The organism is Variovorax sp. UMC13 (assembly GCF_014170375.1).
Taxonomy (GTDB): Bacteria; Pseudomonadota; Gammaproteobacteria; order Burkholderiales; family Burkholderiaceae_C; genus Variovorax.
Genome location: NZ_LZZW01000013.1, coordinates 118,067 through 136,526, shown reverse-complemented (window position 1 = coordinate 136,526; position 18,460 = coordinate 118,067). Strand labels below are relative to the sequence as shown.

Annotated in this window: 12 protein-coding genes; 4 read left to right on the top strand and 8 right to left on the bottom strand. The window is 63.9% G+C overall.

The annotated features are described in order from the left end of the window. Window positions 1-61: 61 nt before the first annotated feature. Together A9977_RS10795 and A9977_RS10790 are read right to left on the bottom strand one after the other, a co-directional pair. A complete protein-coding gene (locus A9977_RS10795; protein WP_183024837.1) occupies window positions 62-319 on the bottom strand; it encodes a hypothetical protein in 258 nt (85 codons plus the stop codon). 1,362 nt (window positions 320-1,681) lie between these two features. Then, a complete protein-coding gene (locus A9977_RS10790) occupies window positions 1,682-5,824 on the bottom strand; it encodes a chemotaxis protein CheB (RefSeq protein WP_183024836.1) in 4,143 nt (1,380 codons plus the stop codon). Window positions 5,825-6,030: 206 nt separating this feature from the next. Between A9977_RS10790 and A9977_RS10785 the strand changes: the two genes are divergently transcribed. Then, window positions 6,031-10,638, top strand: coding sequence for a CheR family methyltransferase (locus A9977_RS10785; protein ID WP_183024835.1), 4,608 nt, complete (start codon window positions 6,031-6,033; stop codon window positions 10,636-10,638). Window positions 10,639-10,725: 87 nt separating this feature from the next. Next, window positions 10,726-11,619, top strand: coding sequence for a manganese catalase family protein (locus A9977_RS10780; RefSeq protein ID WP_183024834.1), 894 nt, complete (start codon window positions 10,726-10,728; stop codon window positions 11,617-11,619). Window positions 11,620-11,674: 55 nt separating this feature from the next. Here A9977_RS10780 and A9977_RS10775 read toward each other — a convergent pair whose 3' ends face one another. From A9977_RS10775 to A9977_RS10765, 3 genes are all read right to left on the bottom strand, one after another. Beyond that, the gene (locus tag A9977_RS10775; protein ID WP_183024833.1) at window positions 11,675-11,926 is read right to left on the bottom strand and encodes a DUF378 domain-containing protein; all 252 of its coding nucleotides are present in this window, start codon (window positions 11,924-11,926) and stop codon (window positions 11,675-11,677) included. Window positions 11,927-12,042: 116 nt separating this feature from the next. After that, a complete protein-coding gene (locus tag A9977_RS10770; RefSeq protein WP_183024832.1) occupies window positions 12,043-13,428 on the bottom strand; it encodes a sigma-54 dependent transcriptional regulator in 1,386 nt (461 codons plus the stop codon). A gap of 118 nt (window positions 13,429-13,546) precedes the next feature. Continuing rightward, window positions 13,547-13,816 carry a histidine kinase dimerization/phospho-acceptor domain-containing protein gene (locus A9977_RS10765; protein WP_183024831.1) on the bottom strand — a complete coding sequence of 90 codons (270 nt, stop codon included), beginning with the start codon at window positions 13,814-13,816 and terminating at the stop codon, window positions 13,547-13,549. A 126-nt stretch (window positions 13,817-13,942) separates the two neighbouring features. Between A9977_RS10765 and rpoN the strand changes: the two genes are divergently transcribed. After that, window positions 13,943-15,409, top strand: coding sequence for an RNA polymerase factor sigma-54 (rpoN, locus tag A9977_RS10760; RefSeq protein WP_259651905.1), 1,467 nt, complete (start codon window positions 13,943-13,945; stop codon window positions 15,407-15,409). A 24-nt stretch (window positions 15,410-15,433) separates the two neighbouring features. Here rpoN and A9977_RS10755 read toward each other — a convergent pair whose 3' ends face one another. Next, on the bottom strand, window positions 15,434-16,048 hold the full coding sequence (locus tag A9977_RS10755) for a response regulator transcription factor (RefSeq protein ID WP_310936116.1): 615 nt from the start codon (window positions 16,046-16,048) through the stop codon (window positions 15,434-15,436). Between the two features lie 108 nt (window positions 16,049-16,156). Between A9977_RS10755 and A9977_RS10750 the strand changes: the two genes are divergently transcribed. Beyond that, a complete protein-coding gene (locus tag A9977_RS10750) occupies window positions 16,157-16,486 on the top strand; it encodes a KGG domain-containing protein (protein WP_405054682.1) in 330 nt (109 codons plus the stop codon). 130 nt (window positions 16,487-16,616) lie between these two features. On the opposite strand, the gene A9977_RS10745 is transcribed toward A9977_RS10750, so the two are convergent. Both A9977_RS10745 and A9977_RS10740 read right to left on the bottom strand, forming a co-directional pair. Beyond that, on the bottom strand, window positions 16,617-17,237 hold the full coding sequence (locus A9977_RS10745) for a DUF4142 domain-containing protein (protein WP_183024827.1): 621 nt from the start codon (window positions 17,235-17,237) through the stop codon (window positions 16,617-16,619). A 302-nt stretch (window positions 17,238-17,539) separates the two neighbouring features. Further along, window positions 17,540-18,142, bottom strand: a complete 603-nt coding sequence (locus tag A9977_RS10740; protein ID WP_183024826.1) for a hemerythrin domain-containing protein — start codon at window positions 18,140-18,142, stop codon at window positions 17,540-17,542. Window positions 18,143-18,460 lie beyond the last annotated feature (318 nt).

Genomic DNA, 18,460 nt, shown 5'->3' with positions numbered 1-18,460 from the left:
TCAAATAGCAGTTCGTCGTCGGGAGTTAGGCTGTTTGGGCGCCCACCCGCAATGCAGCAGGTCAGGAAGGCAGTGCTGCGGGCGGCGAATCCAGGGCCATTGCGTCGCACCGACGCAACAACCGGTAGCCGTCGGCCGTGATAGCCAGCACGCGCACCATGGGGCTGCTCGCGCCGTTCGGCTGCGCAGGGCTGCGCACGCGCAGACCGGCGATCAACCCAGCGGTCATCAAGGCCCGTACCTCGTCGACCTCGTCAAAATCGGAAACGTTGAAAGGCAGTTTTCGCCCTGCAACCTGTCTGAGCCGCGCAATGGACATCGTCCCTCCTATGGTTTGTGCGGCACTTATGGGGCAAATGGCATGCCCGCCGTTCAGCGGTTATCCGACCAGGCAGACCTCCGGCGAGCTCGCAACGATGCAGCCCGGCGGGCGACCTTGTACCTTGCAGTCCGCACCGCACCCTTAGCTCTCTTACGGGCCCGTTTACGCACGCTGAAAGCCGGCATCCGACCGGCCAGCGCTGCAGACCCGCGGGCGCTTGCCCCGAATGAGGATGCAACAACCCAGTTTTCCCCGGTACTCAATCTCAGAGCGCCCGTCAACGCAGAGGAAAGGTCGGCGAGGCGGCTCGAGGCAAGCTCAGCCACGCTTGCGAACGGGAGACCGCGTGCCGGTATGGAACGTCGGGATCGCCAGCCGCCAAGACGAAGCGCCAGGCGTTAGCAGTCGGCGAAGGCACACCACTTGCCGCACGCATCGCATGCTTTCAATGTTTCCACCATGATCACCGCGAGAAGCACGCAAGCGATTCGCGGGTACACCTTCAGCATCCGGACTCTTCGCGGAAGGCTCATCGTTCACGTCGAGAAGGAAGCTCTCCTGCAACTCGGTGCGTCAGAGGGAGACGATTCGACGCTGCTTCAAACCCTAAGCGAAAACTTGACATATCTGCACGCGGTCGCCCTGCAACTGGCAGCTGGTGGCCTCAAGAGCGAGGTCACTGTCGGTGCCCTGGACATCGGGCGGCAAGGTGCACAGGACGTGCCCCCTCGCTTGCGGCACATGCGAGCGCCATGATCCACACCTCCGGGTACACGGCTTGCTAGGGGAGACAGGCACAAGGCCGTCACCATGACTTTGTCTCACCACTACCAAGCTGCCCAAGCCCTGAGTCCCAAAGCGGCCAGAATGGCCACCCGCTTGCTCGATGCTTCGATGAACGTGCCGTACGAATGGCGTTTGTCTCTGCGGATCGCACTGGTGGAGCGTGGCCGGTTCGCAGAGCCATTCACTGCGACTGATCTCGCGCCTCTTTCCCCAGACGATGGCGACTCAGCATGCCAATCGCCAGACGCGCAGGCGCAGGATGCGGCCTCGCGACCGCACGTCCAAGCGCGCCAATTTATCCTAGCCGTGGAAGGCGACACGTAAGCAGGCCAACAAAGTGAACGAGCAGCCCCGCCCCGGGTCTGCCCGCCGCCAAAGCAGATCTTCGGTGCTTGCAAGGGCTCGCCTTGCCCCAGTTGGACGCGGCCCATAGAGCGTTCTGTGCCCCATCGCATGATGAAGCTTGGCCACCGGAGTCTGCTCGATCGTCTCCGGTGACGGTGCACGTAGACCTTGTTTGTGCGACAAGGTGCCATGGCGCAAGGACTCATCAGCAAAGACAAAGCACTTGTGTCAGGCTCGCTGCCCAGCGCGCACGCCGAGGCGGGCGATCACCTTTTTGAGAGCTTCGAAATCGACCGGCTTGGGAATATGGGCTTGAAAGCCCTCTCGCAGTGCCTTCTCGGCGTCGATCGCACGTCCGTAGCCCGTGACCGCGATCGCGACGATGTGCGCCACTTGCGGCGTTTGGCGCACCTTGCCGATTAGCTGGTAGCCGTCCATCTCCGGCATCCCGATGTCCGAGATCAACAAGTCGAAAGGTTGCCTCGCGAGCAGTTCGAGCGCCTCGGCACCGCTCGCGGCAGTCGACACCTTCGCGCCTTCGCTTTCAAGCACCCCAGCGAACGGAAAAAGTGCCTCGGCCATATCGTCGACTGCCAGCACGCGCAAGCCATTGAGAGCGTCTGCAGCATCGGCCCCACCCGCCGCCATATCGAAGCCGGTTGCCAGTGGCAGCCAGACGGTGAAGACCGCGCCGTGGCCGACGCCGGGCGATTCAGCTAGCACTCTGCCTCCATGCGCAAGGCTGAGTTCCTGCACCAGCGCCAGCCCAATACCCAGCCCACCGTCGCGCGTGCCGAGGGTGCCCGCCTCCTGATTGAACATACCGAAAACGTTCGGCAAAAAGTCAGGCGCAATGCCGACACCGCTGTCGGCTACGCACAATCGCAGGAAATCGCCATCGGCCTGCGCGCTGACAGTGATGGCTCCTCCAGATGGTGTGAACTTGAGCGCGTTGTGTAACAGATTCCAGGTGATCTGCTCCGCGCGTACGCGATCGCAGAACAGCACCAGTTGCGGTTCTTCACATTCCCATCGGAGCGCGATGTTCTTGCTCGTAGCATCGCTCTGCACCGATGCAACGATCGCCTCAATCGCAGAAATGGGGACTGTCTCCCGGTTGAGCTGAAGCTTGCCGGTGCGCACCCGGGAAAGGTCGAGCAGATCGTCGATGATCTTCGCTTGGCTGCGCACGGCACCGCGGATGCTCTTGCTCACGCGTTGAACAGCGGGCAGATCGCGCAACTCAGGCAGCCTCGTCAGCAGCTCTGCGTTGACCTGGATCAAGTTCAACGGGTGCTTGAGCTCATGGGACATCACTGCGAGAAAGCGATCCTTGAGTTCGACCGCGAGGCGCGCCTGGGAACCGTCAGTCTGTTCGCGCTGCAGCAGCGCTTCGCGCGCGGCCTCTTTTTCCTTGCTGTCCGTGACGTCACGAGCGATCTTGACGAAACCGCGCGCGTTGCCGTCGGCCATAGGCGTCATGACGCCACTGCAGAAGAAGACGGAACCATTCTTGCGCAGGTGCCAGCGTTCGTCCTCCGCACGGCCGGCCTGCAGCGCATTGTTCAACTCTTGCGCGGGGATGCCTGCAGCACGGTCTTCTGGGGTGTAGATGAGGTCGATTGCCTGCCCCAACGCCTCGTCCTCCTCATAACCGAACAAGCGGCGTGCACCCTCGTTCCAGCCTGTTACGCCCCCCGCTTCGTCAGCCGTGATGATCGCGTAATCGCGCGTGGTCAGAACGGCCCGCCGCAGCCGCTCTTCGCTAGCGATCACCCTCTGCTCTGCGCGGCGCAGTTCGGTGACGTCGACGAAGCTCAACACGGCTCCGGCAATCTTGTCATCGATGGTGCGGTAAGGGCGGATCCTCGCGAGATAGTGCCGGTCATCCAAGCTGGTCACCGAACGTTCGACGAAACGCAGCTGTTGGAACACTTGCTCGATGTCGTCGGTCAGTTCTTCGTAGTGGAGTCGATGTGTGATGTCGAGGAGCGAACGCTCGATGTCCGAGTGAATGACATTGAAGATGCGCGTGGCCTGCGGCGTGAAGCGCTTGATGCGCATGCCACTGTCAATAAAGATCGTCGCAACCTCCGACGCCACGATGAAGTTCTGCAGGTCATCGTTGACCTTGCCGGTTTCTTCAACCTTGGTCTTGAGCTCATAGTTCACCGTGATGAGCTCCTCGTTCATCGACTGCAACTCTTCCTTGCTCGTCTCCAGCTCTTCGGTAGCCGACCGCAACTCTTCATTGATGGCCTGCAGCTCCTCGTTGGAGGCCTTAAGGTCTTCGGTGGATACATCGGCTTGCTCAATGGTATTGCGTAAGTGTTCTCGCAGCTGGGCGACCTCTTGCTCGAGCTGGCCGATCCGCTGCATCTCGGGCGGCTCGCCCGACAGCGCCCCTCGCTGTGCTGGCGCCTCTCCCTCCTCGAAGCCAACCAATACGAGCTGCCTCGGCCCATCGTCCGACGGTACCGGCGCAGCGGATATGTGTACCTGACTGCGAAGACCGTCCCGCTCGAAGACGCCACTGCGGACCACCGCGCGCATGCCGGTTTGTGCCGCCTTGGCCAACGCTGCTCGCAATTCAAGCCGCAAGGAGGGATGTACGCTTTGCAGTAAATCTGCCGTGGGCGGCCCGCCCGCCTGCAGAAAGAACCTGCCGGCTCCCGCGGAAAGGTGCAAGATATTCATGCGTTCGTCGACGAGCACGCTTGGCGGAGACACGCTCTCGATTGCGAGCGCGTGTAGTTCCGCGACGGAAGAGCGGCTGCGCTCACGCGGCGACGTATGGCGGGCCACGACGGGCCGTCCGAGGGCCACGGGCCCCATCCCCGCGAGCGGCAAGTGGCGCACCACGTTTGCATGCGGATTGGCTCGATAGATGCGGTGCTTTTTGTCCACAACGGTGAACAAGTTCTCCGCTATCTCTGCCGATTCGGATGTTCCAAGGAAGAGATAACCGCCAGGGCGCAACGCAAAGCGGAACATCTCCAAGATGCTCGCCTGGGCTTCCCGCCCAACGTAGATGAGCAAATTGCGGCATGAAATCAGGTCCAGCCGTGAAAAAGGCGGGTCGCGCATGGCATTGTGCGCTGCGAACAGCACGGGGTCCCGCACGGCCTTCACGACCCTGTATTCATCGCCTTCTTTATGGAAGTACTGCGTGAGGCGGGAAGCACCCACGTCCGCACCGATCGCCGCCGGGTACAGCCCCGCCCGGGCAATCGACAGCGCGCGCTCGTCAATGTCTGTGGCAAAGATCTGGATTCCTGACGACAGCCGCCGCTGATCGGCCCGCTCGCGAAGCAGGATCGACAGCGAGTAGGCTTCCTCCCCTGTGGCACAGCCGGCCACCCAGGCGCGCAACGGGTCTTCGGGCGGGCGGTCGTCCATAAGCGAGGGAATGACCTCGCGCTCCAGTACCTCGAAGGACTCACGATCCCGGAAGAAGTTCGTCACGCTGATAAGCATGTCCTGCAAAAGGGCGCTACTCTCTTCGGCGTGTTCTCGCAGATAGACACTGTAGAGCGGCAAATCTGGAACGCCACAGACCTGCAGACGGCGCTCGATGCGGCGTAGCACGGTGGCACGCTTGTAGTGGCGAAAATCGTGTCCGGTACGTGCCCGCAGCATGGCCATGATTTCTTGGAGGGCCTGTTCCCCCGCGTCCTCAATGCCCAGCGCCTCGGGCGCCCGGCCATCCTGTGCCGGTGGGCGTTCCGGCAGCCAGATCCGCTGGGCATTGCGCCAGAGATCGACCAACCGCTGCGGCATGTCGCTTGCGGTCAGCACAAAGTCGACCTGCCCCGTCGAAATCGCCGCTCGGGGCATCTCGTCGTACTCCGCATCTTCCGGTAACTGCGCCAGAGTGAGCCCACCTCTTTCCTTGATCCTTTTGAGCCCGACCGCGCCGTCGGAGCCAGTACCGGAGAGAACAGCGCAGACCGCTCGCTCCTGATGCACCTGTGCCAGCGTACGGAAGAAGAGGTCGATGGCGACGTGAGGCCCGCGCGTGCGTGTCGGTTCGGTGACCCGAAGCCAGCCGTCGTTCATCGAGAGGTCGCGGTTCGGTGCGATAACGTAAACATGGTTCGCTTCGATGGGTGTGGGCGCCTGGACCTGCGTCACCTGCATGCCCGTGCTGCGCTGCAATATTTCTGCCGCGTTGCTGGCATGCCGCGGCGAGAGGTGCAGGACAATCACAAAAGCCATCCCACTTTCCAGAGGCATGGCTTCAAGGAACCGCTGCAGCGCCTGCAGGCCACCCGCTGAGGCACCAATGCCTACAACAGGGAAACTCAGCGAACTCTTCAGGAGGCCAGGCTCCTCCTTCGGATCGGCTGGCAATGGGGGATCTTGTTGCATTAAAACTCCTCGATGAATGGTACCCGCCCAGCACGCCTTCAGGTGCGGGAGCGCGCCACACGATCGCGTCGGCACAGCTCTTGCTGAAGTGCTCAGGACCCCGTCCGACACCCTCATGGTCGGCATACGGATAGGGTCTGTCTTGCGCCGGGCGCAATCCAGGCGGCAACCCAGGTCTCACCATTGCTCAGCCTTTGCTGCACAGCATGAACCAAGTCAATCCAGATTACGCCGAGGAACAACGCGCCGACGCGGCCGACGAAGTGGTGCCGGGCCGCAGCGACAAGACGCCGCTGGTTGGCTTCGGAGGCGCCGGGGGCGCTCTCGCAGCGTTGGAGCACGTGCTGGCGGGCCTGCCACCTCGATCCGGGCTTGCCTATCTCATCGCACTCCATCTGCCACCGGACGGTGAAAGTGGACTCACCGAGACGCTCGCGCGCTGCACTGACCTGCCGATCACACGGGTCACGGCCACGACTCCGATAGAGCCCGACCACATCTACGTGATTCCGCAGAACGTCTTTCTCGCCATCAGCGGCGTGGAGCTGGACGTGGTCGCGCCGCTGCAAGAGCGTGAGGGGCGCATGACGGTCGACGTGTTCTTTCGGACCCTGGCCGACACGCGCGGCACGCACGCGGCCGCCGTGGTGCTGTCGGGCGGCGACAGCGACGGCGCTATCGGCATCAAGCGGGTGAAGGAGCGCGGCGGTCTGGTGATCGCGCAGGAGCCGCGTGAGGCGGAGTGCGCCAGCATGCCTGAGGCCGCCATCGCCACCGGCATGGTCGACTGGGTCGTGACTGCAGCGCAGATCGGCGAGCGGTTGTTTGGCTATTTTCAGCTCGAGCCGCGGCTGCGTTTGCCACGGGAAGAAGGACCGCTTCTCGCTGACTCGCCCGAACCGGGCTCCGACGAAGCGGCGCTCCGCCAAGTGCTGGACTTCCTCCACGGGCGTACCGGCAACGACTTCTCCTCCTACAAGCGCGCCACAGTGATGCGTCGGGTCGCACGTCGAATGCAGGTCAACGGCGTCGAAACGCTGCCGGCGTACCTCGACTGTCTGCAAACTCTGCGCGGAGAACCTACGGCGCTGCTGCAAGATCTTCTGATCAGCGTGACCAATTTCTTTCGGGACCCGGAGTGCTTTGCTGCACTTGAAGCTCAGATTCCAGACCTCTTCCGCAACAAGGGCCCCGGCGACGCGCTGCGCGTATGGGTCACGGCCTGCGCGACCGGCGAGGAGGCTTACTCGATCGCCATCCTTCTGAGCGAGTACGCGCGCAGGCTCGACGCACCGCCCTCGTTACAAATCTTCGCCACCGATCTGGCGCCTGCCGCGATACGCACAGCTCGGGAGGCGCTGTATCCATCAACCATTCGCGCCGACGTGTCAGACGAGCGGCTACGCCGCTTCTTCGTGCAAGAGAAACATGGCTACCGCGTGCGACGGGAGCTGCGCGAGATGGTTCTCTTCGCGGTGCACGACCTGTTGAAGGACTCGCCTTTCTCGCGCCTGGACCTGGCAACATGTCGCAACCTCCTGATCTATCTTAATCAGCAGGTCCAGGCCAGAGTCTTTGACGTGTTCGAGTTTTCGCTAGTCACTAACGGACGGCTCTTCCTGGGCGCCTCAGAGGCCCCGGAAGACGGCAAAACGGGATTCGCGGTGCTTGACAGGGCTCATCGCCTCTACCTCAAGCGCCCAAAACCCGGCCGGCCAAGCGCTATGCCGATTGCGGCGAACGCGGGGCCCCTACAGCCGGAGGTTCCGCCCGGGATTCCCGCCGCGCCGGTCATTGCGAGCCATGCACGGGAGGGCTTGGTCGGAGCGTTGCATTCGCCGAGGCCGCAAGGCGTGCGCGGGGAGTCCTGGGGCGAAGTGCATCTCAGCCTGCTTGAGCAATTGGCCCCCCCCTCCATCCTGATCGATGCGGAGCACGACATTGTCCACCTGTCGCCCAGCGCCGGTCGCTACCTGGAGTACGGCGCTGGCGAACCGAGCCGCAATCTGCTGAGGCTGGTGCCACAGTCATTGCGCATTGAGCTGCGCGCCGCTCTTTTCAAAGCGACACGCACGGGCCAGGCGGTCGAAACCAGGGTCGTTCGCTTCTCAGACGACCCGGCGGGCGGTCGCGCGCATTTCACAATGCGCGTCGTTCCCATGCGTGAGGGCAATGCTGAGTTGAGCCTCGTGCTGCTCGGGGAGCCAGAGCGGCAGTTGCCGATGGTGGCAATGCAAGCGTCTGCAGACGAGCCAACGGCGCGCCAACTCGATCAGGAGCTCGAGCGGCTCAAGTATCACCTGCGCGACACGGTAGAGCAGTACGAGCTCTCCACGCAGGAACTGAAGGCCAGCAACGAGGAACTCCAGGCCATCAACGAAGAGTTGCGCTCGGCGACCGAAGAACTGGAAACCAGCCGGGAGGAACTTCAGTCCATCAACGAGGAGCTGACGACCGTCAATCACGAGCTGAAGGGAAAGGTCCAAGAACTCGCGCACGCCAACAGCGACATGCAGAACCTCATGAACGCGACGGCCATTGCAACCATCTTCCTTGACCGCGAGTTGCGCATCGCGCGATATACGCCGGTGGCGGTTTCGCTGTTCAACTTCATCCCGGGCGATGTGGGCCGCCCGTTAAGCGACCTCACGCCACGCCTGCGATACCCCGAACTCGTAGGTGATGCTTCACGGGTCCTCGACAAGCTCACCCCTCTCGAACGGGAGGTGGGCATGGCCGACGGGAGCTGGTTCCTTGCCCGACTGTTGCCTTACCGGACGATGGAAGACCGCATTGCCGGCGTGGTTCTTTCGTTCATCAACATCACTGAACGCAAGCGCGCGGAGGAAGTAAGTCAATGGCTGTCGTCCGTCGTTGCCTCATCGATGGATGCGATCATCAGCTTTTCGCTTCAGGGTGAAGTGCTCAGCTGGAACAACGGCGCACGGCGTGTCTTTGGCTACGCTGCAGAAGAGATGATCGGGCAACCCCTCTACACGCTGGCTGATGGCAAGGGGTTGACCGAAAGTATCTGGATGCGCGAGCAGATTGCTCAAGCATTGAGCGTGGAGAACTTGGAAACCGTAGGTCGCGCCAAGGATGGGAGCGCCATTCACCTTGCTCTCACTGCTTCTCCCATCACTGATCCCGAAGGCCGTGTCGTAGGCGGTACCGCCACCGTGCGCGACGTCGGCGACGCAAAGCGCAGCCAGGAGGCGCTGCGCCGCAGCGAGGAGCGCCTGCGGCTGGTGATCGAGAACGCGCGAGACTATGCCATTTTCTCGACGGACGTGCAGCGTGTCATCACGAGCTGGAACAGCGGCGCCGAGCGCCTTCTGGGCTACACCGAACAGGAGGCCATGGGGCGCCTCAGCGACATGATCTTCACGCCGGAGGACTGCGCCGAGGGCGTCCCCGACCGGGAAGCCGCCACGGCCATGGCAGACGCCGACGCAGCCGACGAGCGCCTGCACGTCCGAAAGAACGGCACGCGCTTCTGGGCCAGCGGCACACTCATGCGCATGGACGACAGCTCTGGCGGCGCCATTGGTTTTGTGAAGATCCTGCGCGACGAGACGGCGGCACGAAACGCACGTGCAGAATTGCAGCGCAGTCAAGACGAGTTACGCAAGGCCCTGCAGGCAGCTGAGCAGGCGCGGGCGGATCTTGAGAGGGCCGACGCCGCCAAGGACCGCTTCCTGGCCGTGTTGTCTCACGAACTGCGCAATCCACTCGCAGCGGTTCTGGCTGCGTCCCAGATGCTTGTCGACAGGTCATCTCATCCGGCCGATCACAATCGAGCGGCGGCGCTCATTCAACGCCAGGCACGCACCATGAAGCTGCTGCTGGACGATCTGCTGGATGTCTCGCGTCTCGCGGTCGGCCGCCTCGAACTGCGCAAGCGCGACGTCCCCCTCGTCGATGTGATCGATTCGGCGCTCGAAGCGGTCGAGACAGCGATCGCCAACGCCGGCCACCGGCTAAACGTCAATCTACCTACGCAGCCCACGATGTTGCATGTCGATCCTTTGCGCATCAGTCAAGTACTGGGCAATTTGCTGGGAAACGCTGCCAAGTACACGCCCCCAGGCGGAGTGATCGAACTCGACGTGAGGATGGACGGCGGTGAAGTGCGCATGAGCGTGAGCGACAACGGCGTCGGCATACCCGCCGAGCGCATAGAACACATTTTCGAGCTCTACACGCAGGGGCCGCAGGCGCCACATGCATTGAACGATGGCCTGGGCGTGGGACTTTCGCTGGTGCGAAACATCGTCGAACTACACGGTGGCACGGTCGAAGGCCTCAGCGGCGGCCCGGGAAAAGGAAGCCGGTTCGTTGTCCGGCTGCCGGGGCCCATCGCCGACACACTTCCACTCGCAGAGAGATCCCTGGCAGCGCCCGCTCTAGCGCTCGACATCCTGATCGCGGACGACAATACTGACGCCGCCTGGGCACTCGCCCACCTTCTGCAGCGCTCGGGCCAGCGCACACAGCTCGCATACGGCGGCGCGGAGGCCCTCGACAGCATCTTGAAGCATCCGCCGGACGCTGCGGTGCTAGACCTTGGCATGCCTGACATCGATGGCGTAGAAGTTGCACGCCGTTTGAGAGCGGACGCCGCCACCGCCCACATCGTGCTCATCGCGCTGACCGGCTGGAGTGGGGAGGCCGCACGCATGCGCGCGCTGGCAGCTGGCTTCGACGAAATCTTGAGCAAGCCTGCCGATCTACAGGAGCTCCTAGCAGTACTGGTCACTGCCACAGCAAAGCGCGGCCGGAAAGAACAGACCCCGCTCGGGCCACCCTACTAGGGCGGCACACGCCTTGCCAATCCTGCGATGCGCCGCGACGTGCTTAGTCACCGCCGGGCGTTTCCTCAACCCACGCAAGGAGTGTTCATGTTTTCTCACAACAAGCGGCTTCAGTACACGGTCCGTGTCGGTGAAACCAATCCAGGTCTCGCCAATCTCATGCTCGAGCAGTTCGGGGGGCCCCAGGGCGAGCTTGCGGCCGCCTGTCGCTATTTCACGCAGGCGCTCGGCGAGGACGATCCTGGCCGCAAAGACATGCTGTTCGACATTTCCACCGAAGAGCTGAGCCATCTCGAGATCATCGGCACCATCGTGGGCATGCTCAACAAGGGCGCCAAGGGTCGGCTGGCCGAAGGGGTGGAGGAAGAGGGTGAGTTGTACCGCAGCATCACCAGCGCCGGGAACGACAGCCACATCACGCAGCTGCTGTATGGCGGTGGCCCCCCGCTGGTCAACTCCGCCGGCGTGCCGTGGACCGCAGCGTACATCGACACCATCGGCGAGCCCACTGCCGACCTGCGCTCGAACATCGCAGCGGAAGCGCGGGCAAAGATCGTCTACGAGCGCCTGATCAACCTGACCGACGACCCCGGGGTGAAAGACGCGCTGACATTTCTCATGACGCGCGAGATAGCCCATCAAAAATCTTTTGAAAAGGCGCTCTATGCCATCGAGCCCAATTTTCCGCCTGGCAAGCTCCCGGGTGACCCGCGCTTCACCCATACGTATTTCCGCATGTCCAGCGGAGCGCCCGAGAACCGCGGCCCCTGGAACGAAGGGGAGCAATGGGAATTCGTTCCTGTGTCCCAGCAGTCAGCGCCGGCCGATGGCGACTCGGGCATGGCAAGCGTCCAGCTGTCCGATGACGATGCGCAGACGCTGCGCGCCATGGCGATGCGCACCATGTCGAACCCTGGCAGCGATCCCCTGACTGGCGCCGAACTGGGCACGGTCGGGGACCCGGAGACTCCGGAACGCTGAAGGACCGGCCGCCTGCCTCAGGGCAGGTGGCCTTCCATGAATTGACAAGGGCCTGTCAGCCGCGCGGACGCAGCCGCGCCGGCATGCTCAGGCCGTACAGACCCGCCAGCCCCACCAGAACATAGACCACCCGCGCGGCCAGCGTCTGTTCGCCAAGGATGGCGGCCACCAGGTTGAAGTTGATCGCGCCGACCAGCCCCCAGTTGATGGCGCCGATGATCATCAGGACAAGTGACAACCAGTCGGCGACGCCGAGCCTGGGGACTTGCACGGACGGATGGAAGGTATCGCTGGTCGTTGCTTTCATGAAGGCTCCACAAGGTTGGGTTGAAACGGCAGCAGCAAAGGGTGCAGCCGCCCGGCGGGTCGGGCAACCTGGATGCCTGAAAGCGCCCTGCGGGCGGTGTGCCGCCGCCGCGCGGTTCAGGAACGGTAGTCCTTCAACCTGTTGTAAAGCGTCTTCATGCTGATGCCGAGCATGGCTGCAGTCCTCTCCTTGTGCTGGCCACAGTGCGCAAAGGTGGCCAGGATCACCTGGCGCTCAACGTCGGCGAGTGGCACGCCAACGGGGATGTTGAGCACCCCTGCATCGGCGTCCGGCAGCCGGCGCAAGCTGGATGCCGCCACCTCTTCGACGGCCGCGCCTGCGGGTCTGGCCTGGACCGGGAGCCATTCCTCATCAATCGCTTTGCCCGACGCCATGACCCAGGCTCGCTGGACCACATTGCGCAGCTCGCGAACATTGCCTGGCCATCCATAGTCGAGCAAGCGCGCGAGGGCGCCCTCGGTGAAGTGCTTTTCCTGCCGCTCCTGCGCGCCCATGTCCTGGAGAAAACTGCGGGCGATCAATTGCACGTCGGTGCCCCGCTCGCGCAGCGGAGGCAACCCGATCGGGAACACGTTCAATCGGTAGAGCAGGTCCTCGCGCAAGGTGCCACGCTCCACGGCGCGGGCTGCGTCGCGATTGGTGGCCGCAATGATGCGCACGTCGGTCTGTTGGAGCTGGGTGGAGCCCACACGCATGAAAGTGCCGGTCTCGAGCACGCGCAGCAGCTTGACCTGAAGCTCCAGCGGCATTTCCGTGACTTCGTCGAGGAACAGCGTGCCCCCGTGCGCACGTTCGAAGAAGCCCTGGTGCTGGCGTTCGGCGCCAGTGAAACTGCCCTTCTCATGGCCGAAGATCTCGCTCTCAATCAGATGCGGCGACAACGCGCCGCAGTTGACGGCCAGGAAGGGCTGCTCGCGCCGCCGGCTCATGTCATGCACGGCGCGCGCCACGAGTTCCTTGCCCGTGCCACTTTCGCCATGGATGAAGACTGTGACTGCGGTCCCGGCGACGCGCGAGATCTGGCGATAGACTCGCTGCATGGTCTCCGACTCGCCGATGAGGTCGCCGAAGCGCCCGGTCTCGCGCCACTGCTCGGTGATCTGCGCCAACTCTTCGCGCAGGCGGGACGGCCGGATGAGCCTCGAGAGCAATCCCCGCAGGTGCACTGGACTGACGGGCTTGACCAGGTAGTCGGCCGCGCCCATGCGCAGAGCCTGAACCGACGTCTCGACGCTGGCTTGACCCGTCATCAGGACGACCTCGACGTCGCTCAGCAGCTCCACGTCGCGCAACAGTTCGAAGCCGCTGCCGTCCGGCAGATGCAGATCGAGCAAGAGCAGGTCCGGCGACTGCATCGCGAGCAGCCGCCTCGCGGCCTGGATGGAGCCTGCGGTCGCCACGCTGTGGCCCTCGCGGCCGATCAGCGTGCTGATCATCCGCGCAGAGTCTTCGTCGTCTTCGACTATCACCGTGTGTCCCACGCTGCCCCCTCGCTGCTGACGTGTCTCGTCGTTGGAATGTTCAGATTGTTCGTTCCTCTGCGCCGCCGGTGGATTTCTCCGTGACATGGTCCTGACGGCCGACCGAAAGGATGCCGACTCAGTCGCTGAGCGTTCGTGAGAATTTGCGCAGGCCGTCTGTCAGTGAAAGCAGGCGCCCAAGTTGACGCTCGAGCACATCGATTGACTCGGCATGCAGCGGAGTGCCGGCCGGCTCGTGGCGCAACAACTCCAGCGCCGCCACCATTGTTCCAAGCGGCGTGCGCAGGTCGTGATCCAGTTGTTCCAGGAAATCGTGCAGCGCAGGGCCGGGCGCCTCCGCTACCGCGCCTTCGACCTGACTGGGCCTCGGTGTTCCAGCGCGGTTCATAAGCAACGGCATGACCGGTGACTGGGCTCACCCGGCGCCGCCGCAACATTTACCGCAAACCTGGCCGAAAGCGATTCAAACATAGACACATTGTGCGCAGAAATAGCGTTTTATGGTGTTTTTTCCATGGCACGTTCATTGCAGCGCCGCAAGACCGCATCGGGCGGTGGAGGCTTCATGACAACCATCGGCTTGCAAGCCAGACTTGCGCAAACAACAACTTTCTCTCCGCGTCTTCAGCAGGCTGTACGGCTGCTCCAGATGTCCACGCTGGACTATGCGCAAGCGCTGCAGGAGGCGGCGCTGTCCAACCCTTTCCTCGACGTGGAACCCCCAGAGGCGGGCGAGGAGCCCGGTGCGGCGGCCATGGCGGCGGAGGCCCAAGCGCAGGCCGCTGGCGAAGCGGAGCTGGAGTGGGCGCACGGCCTCGACCGAATGGCCAGCAACGAGCCTGCAGCGACGCAGCGCCTGTCGCACGACGACAGTTTCGACATGCTTCAGCAAGCACCGGTGCGCACCAGCCTGCGAGCCCATCTGCACACGCAACTGGGGGTGCTTCGGCTGGCTGCCGAGGAACGCTTCCTGGCCGAGGCCGTGATCGAGGCGCTGGACGACGACGGCTACTTGCGCCTGTCGCTAGACGAAATCGCCGCAGCGTTGGCGCAAGACTGCGGTGACTGTGGCGACGAGCTGCGAACGGCGCTTTGCCGCGTGCAATCCTTCGATCCGCCGGGCGTCGCCGCGCGCAGCGTGGCCGAGTGCCTGTCGTTGCAGTTGCGCAGCCTTCCCGATGCAAACCTGCGAGCCCTGGCCCAACGCGTCGTCGGCGAGCACCTTGAACTGCTGGCGACGCGCAAACTTCAGCGGCTGGCAGACCAGGCTGGGGCCAGCGAGGCGGACACGCAGCGCGCAGTCGATTGCATCCTCAAGCTCGACCCGCGTCCTGGCGCGCGCTACAGCGACACGGAGGCGCGCGCCATCACGCCCGATGTGGTGGTGCGCAAGGTGCGGGGCATCTGGAAAACTGCGCTCAATGGTGGCGCCCTGCCGCGCGTGCGCGTGCATCAGTCCTATGCCGACCTGTTCGAGCAGCACCGGCAAAGCGGCGACACCGCGATGAAGGCCTGCTTGGACCAGGCGCGCTGGACAGTGCAGAACGCGACGCAGCGGGTCTCCACGATCCTCGACATTGCGAACGCCATTGTGGCTCGCCAAAAACTCTTTCTGGAGTATGGTCATCTGGCGATGAAGCCCCTTGGCCTGCGGGAGGTCGCGGAGGAAGTCGGCGTTCACCCGTCGACCGTCTCGCGCGCAGTGCACCACAAGTACTTGGCCACGCCGCACGGGGTCTTCGAGTTGCACCATTTCTTCTCGCGCGGCATGGTGCATGTCGGAGGGGGCGCCAGTGCGCCCGTGGCCCTCCAGGCCCTGATCCGGGAGCTGATCGAAGCCGAGCGACCTGGCGCGCCGTGGAGCGATGCCGACCTGGCACGCGAACTCGCGCGGCAAGGCTTTCGCATCGCGAGGCGCACAGTGACCAAGTACCGGCAAGGCTTGAACATCGACCCTGTGGAGCGGCGTCGCGCGCCCTGAGCGCCGCAGCCCGCGCCAACGCTTTCACTCGAGCAACTGGTGCTTGAGCGCGTAGTAGGTGAGATCGTTGTTGGAGCCGAGTTCGAGCTTGCTCAACAGCCGCGACCGGTAGGTGCTCACGGTCTTGACCGAGAGCGCGAGGTGGTCGGCGATCTTCTCCGTGCGAACGCCTCGCGCGAGCTTGAGCAACACCTGAAGTTCGCGGTCGGTCAATCCGGCATGCGGCTGTCGGGCCTGGGGGTCGAACTGAAGTGCCAGCAGTTCCGCGATGCCCGGGCTGAGGTGACGCCTGCCGGCGCCCAGCGAACGAATCGCCGCGAGCAACTCCGCCAGCTCGCAGGTCTTCTGCAGATACGCCTTCGCACCCTGCTGCAGAAGCTTCACCGCATAGCGCTCGGCGGGGTACCCGGTGAAGATCAGGACTGCCATATCGGGCGCCTTGCTCCGCAGCATCGTGATCATGTCCAGTCCACTGCGGCCGGGCAGGTCGAGGTCGAGCATCAACACATTCAACCGTTGCGCGCGAACCATCTCGAGCGCACCCGCAGCGTCTGCCGCCTCCCCGACCACGCGAATATCGTTCTCCTGGGAAAGGAAATCCACGATGCCGGCCCGCACGATCGGGTGGTCGTCGACCACCCCTACAGAAATGAGGCTCGGCCCGGGTCGCGCGTGGCCGTCGAGCCGAGCGCCGGGGGCCGGGCGCCGAATTGTCATTGTTGAGTCCATGCCCAGCTCGGGCAAGCCATGTGCCCGTTGGCCGGCATCCCGGTTGCCCCTGGCCTGGCGGGCCGCGGCCCCGCTCTTGCATGTTCAACCAATGGAAGTCCCAAAATGACACCTTCTCCCGACGATCCGAAGGACCCGGTGCGTCGCTCACGGCGCGGGTTCGCCGGAATGGATCCACAGCGTGTTCGCGAGATCGCGCGCGCTGGTGGTCGCGCGGCCCACGCCCAGGGCTCTGCGCACGAATTCGACGCGCAGGAAGCGCGACTGGCGGGGCTCAAGAGCCAGAGCCTTCGGTCCGCGCGTCATGAAGGCGAAGCGGCGAACGCTCTCGCGCTTCGGGTCCGATAGCCGGCGGCGGGCCCGATCCGTGCGCTGCGCAAGGCGGGCCCCCTCTCCAGGTTGTGCGCCTGCGATACGGGATCGCCCGCAGGTTGCCTGCCCTCTGGCAGGCACTGCGCCCTCCTGCGAGCGCCGAACGTCAGCGCTTGCGGGAAGAAGCGATCTGTTCTGCTTCGGTCAGGTGGCCATGCACCACAGGAAGCATCTTGGAGGCGAGTGCCTTCAGATCCGCATCCTTGGCGTTGCGCTGCGTCTTTTGAAGCAGGTCGTGGGTGCGCTTGTGGTCGCCTACCCCGGCCTGCGACATGTATTGCTTGTCGAAGGTGTCACCGCTGAGTGCCTTCAGTGCAGTCGCCACGGTCTTGTGCTTCATGTCGGGGCCGTCGGGCAGCGTCACGTTCTTGGCCTGAGCCAGTTGCTGCACCTGCGTCATGGCATTCGTGTGGTCGTCGATCATCTGCTGCGCGAATTTGCGCACTTGGTCGTCCTTTGACTTGTCCAGCGCAATACGGCCGGTCTCTATTTCGGCCAAGTTGGCCCGGGCGATGTCGCGCAGCATGCCCTCGTCCGCGCGCTGCAGCTGTGAGGCGGACCTGCCATCGTTCGAAGAGCCGCTCTTCGACAAGGCACCTGGCGGTGCTTGCGCACCCGTCGTCTGCGCCACGGCCAATTGCATCGCAAAAACTGCCGCAAGCGCTGCAGCAATGGTCCGCACCGGCGTGCGAGCCCCGGTCGTCTGACGAAAAGATCTCATAAGCATGGACACTTCCTTTCGGTTTCTGGTGAACAAAGAAAAAAACTCTCAGGCGCTGGCGCCCGCCGTCATGCGCCCGGAGCCAAGACAGGAGGGGCAAATCTGCCCGGCATCGGTGGTTCCGCGACCACCGCACTCGCGGCAAGGTCCTTCGCGGGCACCGGGGCTCCCGGGCCGCACCTCGTCGCCGGACCCGGCCCCGGGCCCGGCAGGCTCGACGGAGGCGCCGGGATCTTCCTCCCCCGCGACCGACTCCAGGGGGACGGCCGTGGCGCTGTCAGGCGAGTCCCCACAATCAGAGGCGGTATTCACGTTCCGCTCCGGATTTGCCACGAGCGCCGCGACCGTTTGCCGAACCATGCGGCCAAGCACGCGCCGGACACGGCCACGCCGAGCAAGGCCACGGTACTTCCCGGCATTGCGCGCGCCATGTTGCCCGCAATCTCGCCGCTGCGAGGCACGACGAGTTCGAGTCGACGGCGCGTCATCGCGGCACCCAGTTCGTTCAGCCGATCGGGAATCAGCCGCTCTGCCTCGGGCAGCAACACCGTCTCCTCATCGGCCACGTGGTGAAGCACGTCGCGCATCAGTTCCATGAACACGCTGTCGTACTCGGCGTCGGTCGGCTCCATGGCGCGCAAACGGCCTATCAGGCGCCGCATTTCGTCGTGCTCGGGCACGCTTTTGCGGATCGCCTCGTTGTCGGCGACCGCGCGCACCGCGGGGTAGAAGATCTCCTCCTCGAGCTGCGCATGCACCTCCAACGCCGTGCAGGCCGTGTTCACGAGGCCGCGCTTCACGGTCGGTCGCGAGTCCACCTCGTACTGGTGGAAGGTCGCGAGGACGTGCGTATGGTCCAGCCGTATCAGGTTGATCGCGCTGGGGAACAAAGAGTCGGTGAATCGGGACATCTCAATTTCCTCGTTTCAAATCGCAGGGAGTCCGCCGCGGCCCCGGGGCCTGCGGCTGACTTTCGCTGGGCAAACGGCGTGCCCCCGGGCGCCTGCCGGCACCCGGGCACGCCCGGCGGCCGGCACTACAAACGCACGCTGCGCCCTAGCTACTCAACGCCTGTTCTGCGCCACCTCATCCCCCTGAACCGCGCCTCCCTTGGGCACGGCCCTGGTCACACTCACTGATACTGGGTCACTGGCAGGAAAAGTCTCCTCGATGCCATGGTCGATCGCGTCTTCGCTCGGTGGTTCGCTCAGGAGGTCTGCACCTCGCTC